Below are 19,081 nucleotides of genomic sequence, written 5' to 3' on the forward strand. Positions count from 1 at the left end.
TTACAAGCAAATCGTTCTATAATGGAGGTATTTGCATCGTTATTATTACTGCATTAACAGTAATATCTAACTTCAAATAGGACCACTATTTTGATACGTTTTGTCTTTCTTTTTCTTAGTTTAGCTTGCTCTTACAGTTTTGCTGAGGCTAATTACCGAAAAGAGTTAGAAAACTTTGCCCAATCACTTGTTTTTGACAAATATCATTCTCTCTATGAGCTACAAGATGATGAACGCCTATCGGTAAAGTCCGCCCCCTTAGACAAGCGTATTAACTATCCTGAATGCATCACAGGACTCACCGGCGAAGTAATTAAAAACAGTATAAAATCAACCACTTCAGTGAAGGTTACCTGTGCCGATGAAACACCTTGGACCACTTATTTGCGAGTTCGAGTCAAATTACTCAAACAAGCAGTTGTTGTCAGCCGTTCATTAAGCAAAGGACAAGTACTCAATTCAGAGAATATTGCCATCGTTTATATGAGCAAGTCGCAAATTAGAAATGGTAGCTTCTCCTCTCTAGAAAACCTTTATGGCGCTCGCTTAAAACGTAATTTAAACAGTAATAAAATAATAAAAAACCGCGATGTGTGTTATGTATGTACTGGCGATAAAGTCACTATTAAAGCGACAAAAACAGGACTTTCAATTAAAGCGTCAGGTATTGCATTAAGTGATGCTAATATCGGCGGTACTGTAAGGGTAAAAAACAGCCGAACAAAGCGCATTGTGGTAGGTACAGTGTCAAACCTTAAAGAAGTAAAAATCTCATTTTAGAAATAGTTACTCTTTTAATCAAATTAAAGCTAAAATAACTAAAGAAAAAGTTTAACGTGCCGACATTATTAATATGTAATCTTATTGGAAGATAATTATGAGTATAAATATCAATCGCCAAACGACACAAAAAAATATTGTTATTGAGCAAAATAATACTCAAAAACAACAGGATGTAAACAAGAAAGGTGTCAATGAAACTGCTAAGAACCAAGATTCAGTGCAGTTAACATCACAGGCTAAAAACTTAAATAAAATGCAACCTACTGCCGAGCCACAAGTTAATAAGCAACGAGTAGAAACACTGAAAGCGGCTATTTTAAATGGTGATTATAAAATCAACACAGAACGCTTAGCTGAAAAACTGACTAAGTTTGAGAGTGACTTTAGCAAGGCTTTTGCATAAAATTAATTAGTAATAATACAATACAAACTTAAGCGATAGTGATGTTAGCCTTACAATTACAACAACAGTTAAAGAATCTAAATGAACTACAAGCTTCTCTAGAAGAGGAGAAACGCTGTCTAACAGAAAAAGATTTTAGTGCCTTTAATGACATCCTATTTAATAAGCAAAAATTGCTACAAAACATTGCTAATACTGATAAACAAATAAGCACAGAAAAAAACTTAACCATCATCAGCAAAGATGACCAATTAAGCCAAGCAAAAGAATCACTTGAAAATCAGCTACGCGACTGTCAAAAACTGAATGCGATCAATGGTAGGTTAGTTGAGCTAAACATGAAAAGTAATAAGCATTTAATGCAGTTGATGACTCAGGCAACTGGAAAAAATAGCGTGACTTATAATCAAAAAGGCCTTCTTAAAGGTGGCCAACTTCTTGGTAAAAATATTCAAGCCTAGTCTTCCTACTTTTCATTCTGCACAACATTTAATAATAAACAGCCTCTTCCACTTTCAATATTGAAACTCCTTGCTCATTGAAGGATGCGTTGCTTGCAAAGGGGAGCGCCTGCATATCTAACGTCAACTCTGTAATATAAAAATCTCCTTCATGATAACTTTTTACTACACGTGCACCTTTGACTAAACCTTTAACCTTCGCTTTTATTTTATCTTCTTTTAACATAGCCCCCTCTACACGGTTATCAGCACTGAGTAAAACACCGTATATCTGTTCCGCCATTTCTTTATAAGCCTCTAGTTTAGAAGCCTTAATAGCATTCAGCATTTTTACATCAAAGCTGTCGCCTGACTGAATCTCAATTGGCGCGTAACCAACAGAGTAAAAGCTATGTTCGTAGTTAGCCTGTGATTGTGTATCAGAATTATGTGAGTTGCTACTGCAGGCCGATAAAAGACAGATCGCCAATAAAGCGGGTAGATGATATTTCATAACAGTTTCCTTGCATGGTTAATAGCTCTAACTTTAAACCAAGCAAGAAGTAAGCCAGTTGAGGTTAAATTTGTAATATTAACTGGTCAAATTAAATTGGGCTACTTGACCAGACGAACTTGAGTTTTTTTGCCTTGAACATTTCGACTATCACGCGCAAAATATTTTTTACTACGATAATCATACTCACCGCCAACAAACATACTGTGTGGAACAAAAGCGCTACTGGTTGATTCAACGATATTGGTATCTGCATTAACAATACGAATATTAAAAATCATTCCCTCTTCATTTCTAGACATTGTTCCTGTCAAAATACGTTGTACATCTAAATTTTTATTTAGCTTTTTCCAGTCACGTGTTAATGCAAATTCCCCCGCTTCAGTTAATTGAATATTACCTGTTAACTTGAAATCGATAACACGTAATTGCCTGATATGTAACTCATGAATAAACTGCTCAGAAATAGTTTGCCCTAGCCAGTTGGTCACCGAGTGATCATTAAGATCAACAATTGAAGTTAATGCTATATTTTCATTATGAAATTTTTTGGGAAAATTATATAAAAGTTGATCTGCCATTTTACTGACAACTTCCGACAAAATTAATGATTTCTCGCCGTTAAAAGAATACAAGTGCCCATAACCATTGGACTCTGTTTGTACACCAGACTTTTCTCGATTAGCATCAAGCGCCTCTTTTTCAACATCAGCTTGGCTGAAAGAATGAGCGACATAATAGTACAAATAATCATCACTATTTTTACGTACTGCATTTAATTCCGCCTGTTTTGCTACTTGCGCTTGTTTTGCCTGCGCTGCAGCATCTTCTTTACTTGTTTCCGATGTCGTTGAACAGCCCTGTAACAATAAAAGAACCGCACTAATTAGCATTATTTTTTTCATAAAAGCCTGCCTTGGAAAAATATTAATTCATCAATTCAATTAATTTATCGGCACCTTAAAGAATAACTTTAACCGATATAAAGATAAATAAATGAATAATTAATAGGGAGTGGTATAAATTTTGCTTTCTATATAAGTAACTATGTTGAAAAGTAAATATGCAATTAATAAAGGTTACCCATGAATAAATATGTGCTGTTTTTTTTCATTTTTTTCTCGACACTTACTCATGCGCAATGGTTTGAGTCCTCAGCAAGTGCACTAGTCATCGACAATGACTGGGAAAATGCACGCGAGCGCGCACTCAAAAAAGCGGTAAAAAATGCCCTTCTTTTTTCAGGTGGCGCAATATCTAGCTTGCAACAAGTAAATAATGGGGTGTTGATCGAAAATCGTTTAGTATTAAATAGCGAAGGTGAAATAAAAGCACTCAACATCACTAACGAAAGTAAGAATTCTGATAGTTTAACCTTGACTATAAAAGTTGATATTCAATCACCAGAGAAGGTCTGTTACGGTAGTAACTTCGCAAAATCGATCGCAATCACCCGCTTTAAGCTCAACACACCAGAGCAAGCTGTAGACGGTAATATATTTGATATACATAAACAAATAAGCACGACTTTATTTAATCAACTTAACCTTTCCCCTCAAAGCCTGGATGTTCGCCAGTACATTGATGCACCAGTTAAATTAGGAGAGCAATACAAAAATAATAACCAAACAGATACTCTTCGTTCGCTCGCCACAAATAGCGATAGCCAATACCTCATCTATGGTGAGATCAATGATATTTCAGTGAAGTTTGACAGTAAGAACTCAATCTCATACTGGGTAACGGATCCAATGCGACATTTTTATCTCACTATTTATCTATATGATGCATTACAAGGACAGCTCCTTTCTAGCAAGCAATATCGTACGAAAGCAGCTTGGCAATATAATCAACATGAACAAGCAAACCTAAAAAGTAAAATGTTTTGGCAAAAAGACTATGGACAAGCAATTATTTCACTACTTGATGATGTAAGTGTCGATATAGAAACACAATTACAGTGTGAAGCACCGACTGCTAAAGTAGTCTCCATTGACAGCAATAGTTTACAAATAAATCTTGGTAAGAAAAATGGACTAAATAACGGTACTATTTTATCGTTATTCTACTCCAGCAACTACAAAGACCAATTTGGCATCGAACGAAGTTCAAAAAGCCAATACCAAGGTACTATGAAAGTAATTGAAACAACGCACAATAGCGCAGTATTACGTACATTAGATAACTTACCCTTAGGTAATATTCAAATTAATGATTTAGCGCGTATTAAATAGTTGATATACTAAGGAAATCTCTTCATAGCTCAACAGGATAGAGCACCCGCCTCCTAAGCGGATGATCGGGGTTCGAGTCCCTGTGAAGAGACCACCCCCCATGTAACCACATACATAGCTATTACCCGAAAAAATTTAAAACCTATTATCGTTGAAGAAAGATCTCTAATTCCAATCGAGTTGAGTGTGTGATGCTCTAAACTTCACGCAGGGAAAGCGATTTAGCCAAAGGCCAAATATAACGTAAACATCTGTTTTATATGCGATATTTTTAACGAACAGATAAGGATTTTTAACCAGTTAGATAGGTCTGCTATTTATTTTGCTATAAGCATAAAGAATATTTACTACACGCCTCTCACCATACCTATCAAAAATAATGTTCAACTCCAATTATAAACTCAGTGTTAAGTCATCTTAACCAAAAGTTGATTGATAAAACTTTATTAATACCAATCGAATTAAGTATGCGCTCTAAATTTTGCACTGGAAAAGTGACTTAACTCAAGGCGAAACTGACGTAAATAGCTGTTCCCTTTACGAAAGTTTCAACGAAGAGGTAAGTTACTTTAACCAGTAAAATAGATCAGCTATTTATTTCATTCGGTATAACAGGGACTTATCGATAAAAAATAGCTGAACTCCTTAGTTTTCGCTAAATAGCCAAAAGATAACACTCAACAATCATTTGACATTATATGCCACAATGATAATGTATCACCACTTGCTTTTTATGTTACTTTTTACTGACAGGGATTTTACAATGGCTAATTATCAATTCTTTAAACACAACGGTGAAGGTCCACTTGTTCATTTAGATGTTGATTCAAATACTTATTACCACGAGAAAGAACAATTGATTAAACAAGGCTTTGAAACTTTTGGAGATACTATTCAAGCGGCAACAACTGAAGAAGCCTACCAGCGCGCTAACAGTATGATGGATGAAGCAGTGCAACAATACGGCATGGCCCATCCAATGGGTGGCTTGTATTATTTTGTAACAGGCATGTTTGAGCTGCTATTTAAGAAGAAAAAAAGTAGCTAAAAATAAGCTTGGCTAAAAGGTATTGTAGCTATGCAAAGTGTCTCCCAAAATATGCCAAACACTTAAACTTACTTTATAAGTTTAAGTGTTTGCTTAATAAAAAATGGAATTTATAAAGTGCTCGAGTATTGCGTAGCGAAATTTCCACTACACAAACGATAGGTGCAGAAGTGAGTTACTCTCCCTTCAAAACTCACAACACAGGTAGCGTAAATTTTAGCAAGTAAGAGCGATCACCTTTTTAATTTTTTTACTATAAGTGTTAATACTGCAAAAGATTAACCTTTCAACATTATCTAGCGACCAAATTTTTATTGTCGTTATTTTGCCAATAACTCTACAAAGCTAGGTAAATCTTCTGTTTTGTAGCAAGCATCATGCTCTTCAACATCCGCACGATTAACTAATACTGTACGCATTCCTAAGGCCTTTGCAGTAGCAATGTTTGAGGTTTGATCATCATAAAAAGCGGCATCAGAAGCTTTAAAACCAAAGTGTTGGCAAATAGTATTGTATGCATGTGGCGCTGGTTTCATTTGATAACCGGTTAATTCAACACTAAAAATACCATCAAAACAGTCGTATAAGTCGATATGTTTTAAGACTCGAGTTGCATAAGGTAACGGTGAATTGGTAAACACGTAACGTGATTTTTTAAATGCATGTAGGGCATCTTTTAACTTTGTCGCCTTTTCAACCTTGTCTAAATTAACTTGATGCGAGAATTCAGAGAACTTATTAAGGTCAACCTTGGAGTGATGTAATTGGATACCTCGTATTGTCCCACCATAGCGCTGATAATAACTATCACATAAAGCATTAGACTCTGTAATAGAAATACCAAGTTCATTACTAATAAACTCACGCATTCTAGGGGCTATTTGTTCTAAAATAGCACTCTTAGGTGGATATAAAGTATTATCAAGATCGAATAGGTGTACATCACGCTCTAATAGTGGAGTCAAAGGATCGCCTCTTTTTAATTGATAAAAATTGATACTATCATTGTTTGTTTGAAAAACCCAACAAGGTGATCATGATCACTATTTTTGACCTAAGTCTAAGCAGCACACTGACAATCACGGGCAAAATTTACAATTAACTAAAGGATATATTTTGAAGGCGTTTTATGACAATTAATCATTCAACAATACAATCAGTGAAACTCAATAATTTTATACATCGCATTGATTGCAAAGTCGCAATAACAAAAATTGTCCAGCAACATGGTGGTAACCTAAAACGTATTCGTCGCTCGAGAAACTGGCAAATAACGGGCACTGATAAACAACTGACAGTATTAGCGGAAAAGTTACGTGCGCATGGAGCTAAATGGGTTGCAGATGCAATTGAAAAAGCGCTACCAAACCCTACCATTAATTTTGCTCACGTCCTGCGCGATAATCCTGCAATCACCGTCAATGCATTAATGGCTAAATCTGGTTGTACGTTAACGGAGGCACGAACTGCTATCGATGATGCAGAAAACTTCACTTGAGCGCATAGCTTCCATTAATCACAGGATATTTTTAGGCATTATAAAATAACTGACAATCCAATAAACATAGCAATCCTCCATAAATAATTGCCACAGCAAAATAAATCATTGATCTATTTTTCATAATCACCTAGACTACAAAAAATGACGAAGCGTCACAAATATTCACGCCGTCACCAAATGTATGTTAATTATTCATTTTATAGCGAGCTTTGAGTTATACTTAGCCCCAAATAAAAAGGCCACATGCAATGAATACAATACAAACAAATAAAACACAGACCAGAAAAGCACGAGAAGTTGCAGACAGAGAACAACTGTTACTTAATATTGCACTTGAGATTATCGAGGCACATGGCTTTTCAGCGTTAACAATGGACAAACTAACGCAACAGTCAGAATACTCTAAAGGAACGGTTTATAACCACTTTTCGAGTAAAGAAGATTTATTAACAGCGCTTTGTTTGCGTGCGATACGCGTGCAACAAGTGTTATATAACAAGCTAGTTGACTTTGGCACTAATTCTCGTGAACAAGTAGTTGGTTTTGCGTTTGCCTATGAATTGTTTGCCAAACTTTACCCAGCTTTATTTATGGTTGGCTTAACCGTTAAAACTTCTGCAATTAGGGAGAAAGCATCACCACAACGTGGAAATGCGATCACCGAAGCAGAAAATGAAATGATTGAAATGATGAAATCACTGGCTAAAAATGCCATTGATGCCAATGAGCTCGACAAAAAATATGCAGATAACCTATATCAAGTCACTTTTTCAATTTGGTGCATGGGTTTTGGGACGGTTTCACTTATGCGAACATTAGGTGAGTGTGGTGCATCATCATGCATGGAAAACATCTGCGTTCATAATAGCTTGTTATACCATGTATCACTGCTATTAGATGGTTTAGGTTGGCAACCATTAAACAATAACTTTGATTATACAAAGACTTGGGAAACATTAAAAAATGAAACCTTTGCAGCAGAGATTGAGCAATTACGACAATAATTGTAAAGAGCACATTAATACAGAGAAGATAAATAAAAAAGGCAGTTAGCCTTTTTTATTTATCTTTATTGACGATTCGTCAATACATAACACTTTAATCAACAGTTTCGGCTGTTTTTTTATTAAATAAAATGACGATTCGTCATATAAATTCGAATCGTATTTCAACAAGGAATTGGCAATGCCAATAAAGAGGGAAACATGAAAAAAGCAGTGTTTAATTATGTAGTTGATAGGCCACTTATAACCATAGTGGCAATGTTTATGGCCATTTTTGCCTTTGCTTATGGCGCTCAGAAACTTTATTTCGATGGCGACTATAAGGTTTTTTTTAGTGACGATAATCCTCAAATGCTTGCCTTTGAATCGATGCAAAATGTATATAGTAAAAGTGATAATCTCGCGATTGTCATTACTCCTAAATCTGGCAACGTATTTGAACAACAAACCTTAACGCAACTCTACGAAATGACAGAGCAAGCTTGGCAGACCCCCTACTCTTTACGCGTTGATTCGATTACTAACTTTCAACATACCCAAGCTGACTATGATGATTTACTGGTTGAGGATCTGTTACTAGAAAAAGAGATGTTATCGCCAAGCAAGATAGCAAAGATAAAAGAGGTGGCACTTTCTGAGCCTAATTTAGTGAATAAGTTAATCGCGCCAGATGCTTCCGTTGCGATTATTAACGTTACTATTCAGTTACCTAATGTTAATGAGCTCACTGAAATTCCAGAAGTAGCGGCCTTTGGCCGTGCGCTTAAAACTGAATTTGAGGCGAAATACCCAGACAATAATATCCGCCTTTCAGGCATGATAATGCTAAATACAAGCTTCGCCGAATACGCACAGAATGATTCCAGCACATTAATTCCAGCTATGTTTTTAGCGATATTAGTGATGCTAGGTATTTTACTGCGTTCAATCAGTGCAACTTTTGCAAGTTTATTAGTGATTGTAGGTTCGATCGCTGGTGCGCTCGGCATTTCTGGTTGGCTTGGTATTCCACTGACCACCGCAACGGTGAATGTGCCCACGATTGTAATGACACTCGCAGTGGCTGACTGCGTGCATGTTATTAGTACCCTGCTATTTGAGATGCGAGCAGGAAAAAATAAGAAAGAAGCCATTATTAGTAGTTTAGAGATAAATTTAACACCGATTTTTATCACTAGCATTACCACAGCCTTAGGCTTTCTTGCACTGAACTTTTCTTACTCTCCTCCTTTAGCTGACCTGGGTAACTTAGTCGCTGTAGGGGTCATGATTGCCTTTGTATTAGCCATGACTATTTTGCCTGCAACCTTAATGTTCTTGCCATTAAGGGTTAAAAAAAGCATAAAAAAAACTACCCTTATGGATCGTTTTGCAGAGTTTGTTATCAAACGTAGTCGTATTATTCTGCCAGTTTCATTGCTTATTATTGTTGCCCTTGGCACACAAACAGTGAACAACCATGTCAGTGATGACTCACTTAAATATTTCAGTGAGAATACAGAGTTTCGTCAAGATGCAGACTTTATGGCTAAACATGTGTCTGGAATGACAACACTTGAGTTCAGCTTATCGTCAGGAAAAAGCAGCGGTATTAACTCGCCAGAATTTCTTAATGCGCTGAGCAGTTTTACCGACTGGTTACGCGCTCAACCTGAAACAGATCATGTGAGCTCACTGAGCGACACGATTAAGCGTTTAAATCAAAATATGCATAACGATGATAGTGCTTTTTATAAGATCCCCGACCAAAGCACACTCTCTGCACAGTACCTATTAATGTATGAGATGAGCCTGCCCTACGGTTTAGATCTTAACGGCCAAATCAACGTGAAAAAATCTGCAACTCGAGTTATTGCGACTTTCACTAACTTGGGTAGTATCGAGATACTTGATTTAGAGCGTCGCGCGACACAATGGTTTGTCACCAACGCACCCAATATAAACATCGATATCGCGAGTACGAGCTCTATGTTTGCTCATATTGGCGATCGCAATATGACCAGTATGATCCAAGGAACAGCACTCGCTTTAGTGCTTATTTCAGCATTGGTGGGTATCTCTTTACAATCCTTTAGACTTGGCTTTATCAGCTTATTACCTAACCTTTTACCGGCAATTTCTGGCTTTGGCTTGTGGGCCATTATCAGTGGAGAGATTAACCTCGCTCTGTCGGTGGTTGCCAGTCTGACACTGGGAATTGTGGTTGATGACACAGTTCATTTTTTAAGTAAATATCAACGCGCTAAAAACCAAGGGAAATCTCCACAGGATTCGGTACGTTATGCCTTTGCAAGTGTTGGGCGCGCACTGATCATTACCACCGCTATTTTATGCATTGGTTTTGGTATTTTAACGCAGTCCGATTTTGCAATGAATGCAGATATGGGTCTACTTACCTGCATCATCATCCTCATTGCGCTGTTTGTTGACTTGCTGCTACTACCAGCCTTTTTAATTATTTTTGATAGACAAAAAGCAACACAACAGACAGCAATCAATCTCCAACAGCAACCCGTTTTAGCACAAGGAAAATAAGATGAATTTATTCAATAAATTAAAATTGACTCATGGCTTAGCATTCACTTTAGCGCTGAGCTTCATTATCCCACTTACCGCCCAAGCGACACAGGATGAAGCACAAATTCGTGGTTTAGAGATAGCCAAGTCTCGTAAAAACATTGATGCCGGATGGAGAGATAGTCAGTCTTCTTTAGAGATGATACTGAGCAATAAGCAGGGTGAAACGAGTCAACGTGAATTACGCATGAAAAATCTTGAGATTGATAATGATGGCGACAAGTCTATCTCTATTTTTGATTCACCAAAAGATATCAGAGGAGCTGCTTTTCTTACCTTTGCACATGTTAAAGGCGCAGATGATCAATGGCTGTATTTGCCAGCCTTAAAACGTGTAAAACGTATCTCTTCACGCAACAAGTCAGGCCCATTTATGGGCAGTGAGTTTGCCTACGAAGATTTAAGCTCCTTTGAAGTAGAAAAATACACTTACCGTTACTTAGGAGAGGAGGAAATAGAGGGGCAAGCTACCTACATGCTTGAATCGGTGCCAACAGATAAGTATTCAGGTTATAGCAAGTTGATTACTTGGCTACATAAGAGTGATTACCGCGTGCTGAAGTCTCAATACTACGATCGTAAAGGCAGTTTATTAAAAACCTTAACCGCTAGCGACTATAAGCAATACCTTAATAAACACTGGCGTGCTCATAAGATGGTCATGGATAACCACCAAACAGGTAAAAGTACGGAACTGAAATGGCTAAGTTATCAATTTCTCACCGGATTAGAAGAAAGTGATTTTAATAAAAACAAACTTAAACGCGCTCGTTAATCAACAGTCAATAGGGCTAGCTTAGCCCTACACATCTAATTAAGGGATATTATGCGACTATTATTGATAACTTTAATCGCGCTTTTTACATCAATTGCGAGTGCGGCAGAGCTTCGAGGCTATATGGGAGGGGAAGTAAGGTATTTTTACCAAGACCCATGGCAAGACCAGCAAACAGACTGGCAAGCCTCTTTTGTAACACAACCTGAGTTTTATTGGGATTTAGACGAAAATGGCGATAACAGTTTAACGTTCACCCCATTCATGCGCCTAGATAGTGCAGATAAAGAGAGGAGCCACTGGGATATACGTGAATTAAAATGGTTACATTTAGCCGATAACTGGGAACTGGAAGTCGGTGCGGCGATCGTTTTTTGGGGGGTAACTGAATCACAACACCTCGTCGATGTGATCAATCAAACCGATGATATTGAAAGTATTAATGGCGAAGATAAACTCGGCCAGCCAATGATCCATTTCTCATGGATTGATGATTGGGGTGTGCTAGAAACTTTTATTCTGGCAGGGTTTAGGGAGCGCACATACGCTGGTGAACAGGGGCGTTTACGTTTACCCTTTTTAGTTGATAGCGATGCGAGTCAATACGAGTCCTCTCGTGGCCAAAAACATATTGATATGGCGGTACGTTATAGCCAAAATATCGATGATTTAGATTTTGGCATCGCCCTTTTTCAAGGGACTAACCGCGATCCGGTGTTAACATTTAACCCGCAGCAGCAAAACTTGACCCCCTATTACGTCCAGATGACACAATTTAGTAGTGATATTCAGCTCACTCAAAATGAATGGCTCTGGAAACTGGAATGGTTATATCGTGATACTAAACCAACCTCCTACTATGCAACAGTTGCAGGTTTTGAATATACACTTATTGGTTTATTTGAAAGTAATGCAGACTTAGGTTTATTAAGTGAATATAACTGGGATGAGCGCCAAGATGAGGCCACCACTCCCTATCAAAATGATCTTTTTGTGGGTGCACGGTTAGTGCTTAATGATGAAGATAGTAGTGAATTATTAATCGGTGTCGCACGGGATTTAAGCTATATGAGTTACAGCGGACGATTACAAGCAAGTAAACGTATCGGCGAACGTTATAAATTAAGCTTGGAAGCCTGGGTGTTTAACTCAAAAGAGCCTGCCGACCCGCTCTATTATTATCAAAATGACGATATGATTAACCTTAATTTGGATTATTATTTCTAAAAATCCTCTAATTGTTTCGCTTCGAAAACGCTGTATGCCGGTGTTTGATAAGGATGTGCTGCGATCAAAGCTTGTATTACTGCTTTAATACAGCGCTTTTCAGACACCATTTCAACACGGTATTCAGTGACTTGCGATAATGTATCAATGTCGCCAATAAAAGCATTACTGCCTTTTAGAGGGCGAAACTGCCCTCGCCCTTTCACTTGCCAAGCACATTGATCATAATCGCCCATCTTTCCCGCACCCGCTTCGAACATGGCAGACTTTACCGGTTGGCAATAATCTTCTGGGACATAAAATATAATTTGATACATATATTACCTATTTTATTTTTCGTGATTCAGTTAAGCATGGAAGAATCGTAATCGCTGTAAATAGCGCATCTGCTCTACCTGTAAATTCCCCCGCTTAAACGAAAGCGCTGTACCGGGAGCTTGTTGAGCCAGTAAACTTAAATCACAGCGAGCCACACAACCTATCTTAGGGTAACCGCCAAGTGTTTGCCTGTCCTGTAATAACACAATAGGTTGGCCACCACTGGGGATCTGAATACTGCCAAGTGCAATTCCCTCAGAAACAATCCCCGTTAAGCGCCCTTTAATAGCTTCCCCCTGTAAGCGCATGCCCATGCGATCACTTTGTTTATCGATAATATATTCACTATGATAAAAACGCTGTTTTTGGTGCACTGAAAAAGCATCGCACTGGTAAGATTCCAGCACCGATAAACAGACTGGTTGTTGGTAATCTGGAATAAATTTAGTTGGCATTTTACGAGCAATAAAAGGCGCGTTGGGTTGACTTACATGGGTGTTTTTTATTGCTAAAAAATCATTATCCTTTAATGCCTGACCATCTTCCTGCAAGCCCCCTATCGCATTACGTTTTACACAACTCAAACTGCCTAATACCGAAGGAGCATCAATCCCGCCTTGCGCTGCAAGATAAGCACGTACACCACTGCTGGCGAAGGAAAGCTGTAACCTTTGCCCTTTTTCTAAGACAAATGAGCAGTTATTAATTTGCGAAATTAGTTTTCCAGAGTGCAACTTAATTTGCGCATTCATCGGCGCACCAGTGAGTGCCAATGCAATAGTCTGTGTGGCTTCAAACTCAGCTTGCCCAAAACAGATCTCTAACACCGCGCAATCGGGTTTATTACCTAACAGATAATTTGCCCAACCGGCAGCAAGTTCATCACACACACCGCCTTGGCTTAGGCCTTGTTGCGCGTGATTAAATCGGCCTTGATCCTGAATTAAGGTAAACAGCCCAGCTTTAATGACAATTAACCCAGCTTGATCACTCATCAGTCACCTTACCGCCAAGCGCAATAAACTGTTGTCGGGTTATGGGATTAAATTTAACTCGATCTCCTATCTGAAAAGGGCTAATAGGCACTTGTGTTGTATCAAACAACGTCAGCGGACAATTGCCAATAATATGCCAGCCACCCGGACTATCAGAGGGATAAACGGCGGTTTGTGTATCAGCAATAGCAACGCTGCCAGCAGGAACAAAAGCGCGTGGAGAGGTATGTCTAGGCTGGCATATTTTTGCATCAAGCGCAGCTAAAAAAGCAAAACCGGGGGCAAATCCTACCGCACAAACTTGATAGGGTTTATCACTATGCAAAGCGATCACTTGTTCGATGGATAAGCATTTATCCGATGCGACTTTTTGCAAATCCCAACCAACCGATTGATCATAATAAACGGGTAACTCAATCAACTTACCTGTAACCTCACTCAATGTATCAGCCGATTGATTCATCTCATCACACAGGGTAAGTAGTAATGTTTCTGCCACTAACGGTGTGATCGTTAAAAGGTTTATTTGTACTAACGCCGTGGTGTAGGAAGGGGTCACATCCAATAGGCTACCTTTGGGAAAGGTAGCATCAATCTGTTTAACTAAATGAGCAATACGAGAGGTAAGAGAAAGGTCGATACGATCACTTAAGGTAATGAGAAAGCTGTTTTCATTAACCGCTTTTATCATTTAATCAGCTTAGCCAGTTGCTCTATTTGTGCTACGGCAATGGGGTTATCGCCATGCACACAAATTGAGTCCACTTGAAGTGGCAGAACATGGCCATTAATGGTAGTGATCGTTGAGTTTTCAATCAGTTGTTTAACCTGTTTTTGCACCGCTTGTGGCGTTGCCAATAATGCGCCTTTTTCACTACGCTTAAGCAAATAACCCGCATCATCATAGGCACGATCAGCAAAGGCTTCTAAGATAAGCACAATGCCATTTTTTTTTGCAATCTCTTGATAACGTTGCAGATTAGGGTGCGCGAGAATCATCAGTGCGAGACTGCCATGACAATGCAATAGACCATCAATAATCGCACTAAAAACCTGCTCACTTTGCATCATCTGATTATATAACGCACCATGAGGCTTAACATATTGCACTTCCACTGACTGTTGTTTAGCAATATGTTGCAGGGAACTGACTTGCTCAATAATGAGTTGTTTAATTTGCTCACTGGTTAAGGTCATCGGTAAACGGCCAAAATTTTCTCGGTCGTTATAACTCGGGTGCGCACCAATTTGCACGGCATTAGCTTTGGCAATACGAACCGTATTCGCCATTACATCAGCATCACCGGCATGCACACCACAGGCGATATTTGCCTGACCAATAAAAGAGATAACGCTTTCATCACTTAGACAACCTTCGCCAACATCACAATTTAATATCATCATCTACTGCTTTTTAGTTAGCTTACAAACGTGGAACGCTGTAGTTAATAGTATGATCACAGGTATCATCTGATTCACAATCATTGATACCATCATTATTCTCATCCCAAGTACTGTGCATTCTTTTTACTTGTTTGAAGTTTAAAAAATTATTTTGCAATTGCAGATAGATAGCACTGTCTTCGGTTGGGTAATCAGAATAGGGCTGATCTTTAGCATGGCTTAAAAAATCAACCTGTAGGTAATCTTTAATATACGTAATTTTTTCTTCGCGAATACGATTACCCAATAAGGCAGAATCTAAATGCACACTTTTTTTACTTTCTAGATCAAACGAAAACAACCCCACGTACACAAACACCCCACTGCCAACCGTATTGACAATAAAAGGCGCCGCATAATGAACCAGTCCAGCAGGCGACTCATTCAGTATCACCATTTTTGACATATTTAAATACAATAGGCCACGATCATAAACCGCTTCTTGATCTTCAGTCGCTTCCTGTAATACTTTTTGATAATGACCACGTAGGAAATAAACTTCCTCCGCAACTTCCTCTTTATCAACTTGCACCTGTACGCCAGATTCAGGGTAAGTCATCGTCATCGGATAACCAGACGAGAGGTTTTCATAAATGGTCTGAGTCGTACTTCGCTCACAGGTTTCTTCAATTTCATTCCAAACCCCTGCAATTTTTTGGCACTCTTCCGGTGAATTAATTTTGCTCTGCAAAAAATATAATCCCGCCATTAAAATAACAGCTATAAAAATAATTCGATTGACTAGTTTGTGCATAGTTAAATATCCAATGTTAATTCGAGTGTTGCTAATAACGCCTTAAACTTCTTATCTAAAGGTGCATTAATTTCTACTTTTTTGCCACTAACTGGGTGAGTAAAAGCAAGGTATGAAGAGTGTAATAATAAACGATCTGAATCGAAGTTATCACGAAACATCTGATTATGTTTACCATCGCCGTGGGTTGTATCACCAATAATCGGATGATGCAGATGTTTCATATGGCGACGAAGTTGATGGCGACGCCCCGTTTTAGGTGTCAATTCAACTAAAGAGTAACGAGATTGTGGATAGGGGCGAACCGCAATCGGTAATTCGGTAAATGATAACCCTTTATAATAGGTTTGTGCCTCCTGCGCTTCTTGGTCTTGATTAGCATGCTTATCGGCAATTTTATCGAGCTTCTTCTTTAAGGCATAATCAAGCAATCCCTCTCCAATATGCCCTCGCACCACCGCTAAATAGCGTTTTTCTGTTTTCTGCTCAGCAAATTGCTCCATTAAATTGTTGGCGTAACTTTTATCTAACAGAAACAGTAAAACCCCAGATGTGGGCCTATCTAATCGATGCGCAGGATAAACATGCTCACCAATTTGATCGCGTAGCTTCTGCACCGCAAACTCAGTCGCGTGGCTATCTAACCAACTACGATGCACTAATAACCCCGAGGGTTTATTAATGGCGATTAACTGCTCATCACGATAAATAATTTCTAAGTCCGGTGATGCCTGTGGCAATGTTTCTAACATCTATTTTTCTCATTCATTAATAAATCGATACGGGTGATCAGCGCCACTATTTCAAGGTTGCTGTGTGACGCTGTTTTAAAATACTCACTCGCCATCGGTGCAACCGACATCTCATTCGGTAAAGTTAGGTTTAGTTGTAATATCTGCGTCATTTTTTCGATAAAGATAAACTGCAACCATTGGGGAAATTGCAAGGTATCTATCGCAAAAGGCATTTCACTAGCGAGTGCTTGCTCACTAGGGCGAGTAGACTGCCAAAGATTTTCTTTGCGTAATAACGCTTCCAGTTCAGATAATAAAGAAGCTAACCGTTGTCGCTTAATTTGTTGCATCTATTGTACCGCACCACTGTCACATTCAAACAGCGTAATATACCCGTTCCCCCGCCGAGAAACAAAATTAAGTCGGTCAAAATGCGACGTTTAATAGTGCATGATAATAGGGCGTATTTTGTTATAATCGTGTTAATTTACGCATATATGAAACTTCTCTTATGAATATAAATACACTTACCGATTTTTTACAGCAGGCTCAGTGCCAATTTCGCATCTATGATTTAGGGCGTAAAGTCACTAAAATTTCTAATAGTGCTTTTCAAAAGATAGCGGAAAATAAGCTTCCATACCCCTACCCAATTCAACAACATGCTTACTTTGGTTTAACCTTTTGGCAAGTTAATAAACAGCTTCAAGACCACTTTATCTGGTTTTTAAAACTGCCTGTTGATGAACAAGGTTTGCTACGCATTACCGCACAAACAAGCTTCATTAAAATGGTGGTCGAGGCAATGGGTGAAAATTTAACCGGAGAGATCAGCCAAGATCTACAGGAGCGCCTTGCCAGTAACCCTTTTATTTTCAAACCAAGTACCGAAAAGCTAGCGATTTTTAATGCCATCATGAACACCAATTTTGTTCGTCCAGCTTCGATTTTTTACCCCACAGCACAGGCTTACTTTGCCGGTAAAAAACAGTGGAATGAGTGGCAAGAATTAGGTATTCAAGGGATTGCCGACCTCGCTGCACGGCTTAATTACGATAATAACCAGCAAATACTAATCAACGCGTTGCCTCACTTGCCACAACAGCCACTGCAATCATTAGCCCTTTGCTTGGAACATCAGCATGACATAAATACCGATCTTGCAACCGCCATTGCTAAGCAAGCAGAGATGGAATTAAAGGCGAACCATCAAGACAGTGCGATTTTGTTATTACGTGCCCTTTCAAGTGCCCGCGCTGTTGGCATCACGAAAGCACTGTTAGAGCAGCAATTTAACTCTGAGCTTATCCATAATGAAAACTGGTATGTCTGTATTGCAGGTCGCTGTTGGTCATTCCTAGAAGATGAAACCTTGTTAAACCGATTCTTTGAAGCATTAGCTAACCACCATGGTTCGCTATTTCCGCAACTGTTTGTGGATTTAGTGGCGATCCCTTCACTGCGTGAAAACGTATTAAAACAATTACGTTTAACCGCTCGCTCGCCAGCATTATCACAGGCGATAGGGTTACTATTTTCAGGTGCACAAGGAGAGTAACAGTGACCGATCTACTTTTTATATTATTTGTGGTGCTTTTTTTCACCCTTATTTGGAAATTAAGACAGCAGTCTGAGCATGCCAAAACATTGATTGAACAGCACTGTGTGAAGCTTGATCTACAACTATTGAGTGTGTCACGTTCAAACTTTAACTTTAAATTAGGGCCTAATTTTCTACAGGCCAGTTTTGCCTTTGAATTTAGCAGCGATAATGAAAACAGTTACCAAGGCAAACTTTACTTATCTGGCTTACACCGCCCACGTTATGAGCTTCCTGTTTATCGTTCTTTTGATTCAAACGACTCATTCTAAAAAGGTTACCCATGGACAGAATTATTTTAATTGCCCAGCAACTGGTAAAAGAGGGGAAAACCCCAAATACGGCGATGATAAAAGCACGTTTACCAAAAAATATCCCGCTACCCACCATTATCGCAGGTTTAAAGCTTTGGCAAGAAAACCCAAATAAACAGATAGATACACCAACCGAGCCGGCATTAATCGCCAATGAAAAAGCAGAGGTTGGTAGCTTTGATCAACTATTAGAGGCCAAAATTAAACAAATGTTAATCCCATTACAGGATGAGATAAAACAATTAAAAGCAGAATTAAGTACATTAAAGGCGACTAAATAGGTGTTTATTAATGAGTTAAGCTTCGAGTGTTACAAGAATACTCAATATGCGGCTGTTGAACGTGCGATCTAATATTCACAAACTTTTTAAAACAAGAATACAGAAAAGAAGGGGTGAATCATTCAATATTCGAGAG

Annotated in this window: 23 protein-coding genes and 1 tRNA gene; 14 read left to right on the plus strand and 10 right to left on the minus strand. The window is 38.6% G+C overall.

Annotated elements, in window-relative coordinates; all coding sequences use genetic code 11:
• The first annotated feature begins 90 nt into the window (after window positions 1-90).
• From flgA to CW745_RS04960, 3 genes are all read left to right on the plus strand, one after another.
• Window positions 91-780 carry a flagellar basal body P-ring formation chaperone FlgA gene (flgA, locus tag CW745_RS04950; protein ID WP_238596698.1) on the plus strand — a complete coding sequence of 230 codons (690 nt, stop codon included), beginning with the start codon at window positions 91-93 and terminating at the stop codon, window positions 778-780.
• A 97-nt stretch (window positions 781-877) separates the two neighbouring features.
• Entirely contained in the window at window positions 878-1,186 is a 309-nt protein-coding gene (gene flgM / locus CW745_RS04955; protein ID WP_101107408.1) for a flagellar biosynthesis anti-sigma factor FlgM, read from the plus strand.
• 41 nt (window positions 1,187-1,227) lie between these two features.
• The gene (locus CW745_RS04960; RefSeq protein WP_101107409.1) at window positions 1,228-1,647 is read left to right on the plus strand and encodes a flagellar protein FlgN; all 420 of its coding nucleotides are present in this window, start codon (window positions 1,228-1,230) and stop codon (window positions 1,645-1,647) included.
• A gap of 28 nt (window positions 1,648-1,675) precedes the next feature.
• On the opposite strand, the gene CW745_RS04965 is transcribed toward CW745_RS04960, so the two are convergent.
• The gene (locus tag CW745_RS04965; protein WP_101107410.1) at window positions 1,676-2,140 is read right to left on the minus strand and encodes an LPP20 family lipoprotein; all 465 of its coding nucleotides are present in this window, start codon (window positions 2,138-2,140) and stop codon (window positions 1,676-1,678) included.
• Between the two features lie 101 nt (window positions 2,141-2,241).
• Window positions 2,242-3,045: a FlgO family outer membrane protein gene (locus CW745_RS04970; RefSeq protein WP_101107411.1), complete on the minus strand. Its 804-nt coding sequence runs from the start codon at window positions 3,043-3,045 to the stop codon at window positions 2,242-2,244.
• A gap of 180 nt (window positions 3,046-3,225) precedes the next feature.
• On the opposite strand from CW745_RS04970, the gene CW745_RS04975 reads away from it, so the two are divergent.
• The 3 genes from CW745_RS04975 to CW745_RS04985 all read left to right on the plus strand — a co-directional run bounded on the left by CW745_RS04975 (window position 3,226) and on the right by CW745_RS04985 (window position 5,422).
• Window positions 3,226-4,374, plus strand: a complete 1,149-nt coding sequence (locus CW745_RS04975; RefSeq protein ID WP_101107412.1) for a flagellar assembly protein T N-terminal domain-containing protein — start codon at window positions 3,226-3,228, stop codon at window positions 4,372-4,374.
• A gap of 18 nt (window positions 4,375-4,392) precedes the next feature.
• Window positions 4,393-4,468 (plus strand) — tRNA-Arg (locus tag CW745_RS04980).
• A gap of 669 nt (window positions 4,469-5,137) precedes the next feature.
• The gene (locus tag CW745_RS04985) at window positions 5,138-5,422 is read left to right on the plus strand and encodes a hypothetical protein (protein ID WP_101107413.1); all 285 of its coding nucleotides are present in this window, start codon (window positions 5,138-5,140) and stop codon (window positions 5,420-5,422) included.
• Between the two features lie 320 nt (window positions 5,423-5,742).
• On the opposite strand, the gene CW745_RS04990 is transcribed toward CW745_RS04985, so the two are convergent.
• Window positions 5,743-6,387 (minus strand): pyrimidine 5'-nucleotidase, encoded by a 645-nt coding sequence (locus tag CW745_RS04990; protein ID WP_101107414.1) that lies wholly within the window; start codon window positions 6,385-6,387, stop codon window positions 5,743-5,745.
• Between the two features lie 164 nt (window positions 6,388-6,551).
• Here CW745_RS04990 and CW745_RS04995 point away from each other — a divergent pair, with 164 nt between their 5' ends.
• The 5 genes from CW745_RS04995 (at window position 6,552) to CW745_RS05015 (ending at window position 12,506) form a co-directional block, all read left to right on the plus strand.
• On the plus strand, window positions 6,552-6,920 hold the full coding sequence (locus tag CW745_RS04995) for a ribosome recycling factor family protein (protein ID WP_101107415.1): 369 nt from the start codon (window positions 6,552-6,554) through the stop codon (window positions 6,918-6,920).
• 251 nt (window positions 6,921-7,171) lie between these two features.
• On the plus strand, window positions 7,172-7,927 hold the full coding sequence (locus CW745_RS05000) for a TetR/AcrR family transcriptional regulator (RefSeq protein WP_101107416.1): 756 nt from the start codon (window positions 7,172-7,174) through the stop codon (window positions 7,925-7,927).
• Window positions 7,928-8,128: 201 nt separating this feature from the next.
• A complete protein-coding gene (locus CW745_RS05005; RefSeq protein ID WP_101107417.1) occupies window positions 8,129-10,462 on the plus strand; it encodes an MMPL family transporter in 2,334 nt (777 codons plus the stop codon).
• A 1-nt stretch (window position 10,463) separates the two neighbouring features.
• Window positions 10,464-11,279 (plus strand): outer membrane lipoprotein-sorting protein, encoded by an 816-nt coding sequence (locus CW745_RS05010; RefSeq protein ID WP_101107418.1) that lies wholly within the window; start codon window positions 10,464-10,466, stop codon window positions 11,277-11,279.
• A gap of 51 nt (window positions 11,280-11,330) precedes the next feature.
• Window positions 11,331-12,506 (plus strand): hypothetical protein, encoded by a 1,176-nt coding sequence (locus CW745_RS05015; RefSeq protein WP_101107419.1) that lies wholly within the window; start codon window positions 11,331-11,333, stop codon window positions 12,504-12,506.
• Here the strand turns inward: CW745_RS05015 and CW745_RS05020 are convergent.
• The 7 genes from CW745_RS05020 to CW745_RS05050 are packed head-to-tail and all read right to left on the minus strand — an operon-like array spanning window position 12,503 to window position 17,100.
• Complete coding sequence (locus CW745_RS05020) at window positions 12,503-12,823, minus strand: NGG1p interacting factor NIF3 (RefSeq protein WP_101107420.1); 321 nt, start codon at window positions 12,821-12,823, stop codon at window positions 12,503-12,505. The two genes, CW745_RS05015 and CW745_RS05020, sit on opposite strands and share 4 nt — an antisense overlap.
• 30 nt (window positions 12,824-12,853) lie before the next feature.
• Window positions 12,854-13,819 (minus strand): biotin-dependent carboxyltransferase family protein, encoded by a 966-nt coding sequence (locus CW745_RS05025; protein ID WP_101107421.1) that lies wholly within the window; start codon window positions 13,817-13,819, stop codon window positions 12,854-12,856.
• Entirely contained in the window at window positions 13,812-14,510 is a 699-nt protein-coding gene (locus CW745_RS05030; protein ID WP_101107422.1) for an allophanate hydrolase subunit 1, read from the minus strand. Before CW745_RS05030 ends, CW745_RS05025 begins: the two co-directional genes overlap by 8 nt.
• The gene (locus CW745_RS05035; RefSeq protein ID WP_238596700.1) at window positions 14,507-15,223 is read right to left on the minus strand and encodes a 5-oxoprolinase subunit PxpA; all 717 of its coding nucleotides are present in this window, start codon (window positions 15,221-15,223) and stop codon (window positions 14,507-14,509) included. The genes CW745_RS05030 and CW745_RS05035 overlap by 4 nt, the downstream gene beginning before the upstream one ends.
• A gap of 19 nt (window positions 15,224-15,242) precedes the next feature.
• On the minus strand, window positions 15,243-16,016 hold the full coding sequence (locus tag CW745_RS05040; protein WP_101107424.1) for a hypothetical protein: 774 nt from the start codon (window positions 16,014-16,016) through the stop codon (window positions 15,243-15,245).
• A 2-nt stretch (window positions 16,017-16,018) separates the two neighbouring features.
• Entirely contained in the window at window positions 16,019-16,768 is a 750-nt protein-coding gene (gene truC / locus CW745_RS05045) for a tRNA pseudouridine(65) synthase TruC (RefSeq protein ID WP_101107425.1), read from the minus strand.
• Window positions 16,762-17,100 carry a YqcC family protein gene (locus CW745_RS05050; protein WP_101107426.1) on the minus strand — a complete coding sequence of 113 codons (339 nt, stop codon included), beginning with the start codon at window positions 17,098-17,100 and terminating at the stop codon, window positions 16,762-16,764. Before CW745_RS05050 ends, truC begins: the two co-directional genes overlap by 7 nt.
• A gap of 161 nt (window positions 17,101-17,261) precedes the next feature.
• On the opposite strand from CW745_RS05050, the gene CW745_RS05055 reads away from it, so the two are divergent.
• From CW745_RS05055 to CW745_RS05065, 3 genes are read left to right on the plus strand one after another with little or no spacing between them, the layout of a single operon-like run.
• Window positions 17,262-18,308 (plus strand): DUF3549 family protein, encoded by a 1,047-nt coding sequence (locus CW745_RS05055; RefSeq protein ID WP_101107427.1) that lies wholly within the window; start codon window positions 17,262-17,264, stop codon window positions 18,306-18,308.
• 2 nt (window positions 18,309-18,310) lie between these two features.
• Window positions 18,311-18,622 (plus strand): DUF3301 domain-containing protein, encoded by a 312-nt coding sequence (locus tag CW745_RS05060; protein WP_101107428.1) that lies wholly within the window; start codon window positions 18,311-18,313, stop codon window positions 18,620-18,622.
• 11 nt (window positions 18,623-18,633) lie between these two features.
• Complete coding sequence (locus tag CW745_RS05065) at window positions 18,634-18,945, plus strand: hypothetical protein (protein WP_101107429.1); 312 nt, start codon at window positions 18,634-18,636, stop codon at window positions 18,943-18,945.
• Window positions 18,946-19,081: the final 136 nt, after the last annotated feature.

Origin of the sequence: Psychromonas sp. psych-6C06, from assembly GCF_002835465.1 — a bacterium.
Classification (GTDB): domain Bacteria; phylum Pseudomonadota; class Gammaproteobacteria; order Enterobacterales; family Psychromonadaceae; genus Psychromonas.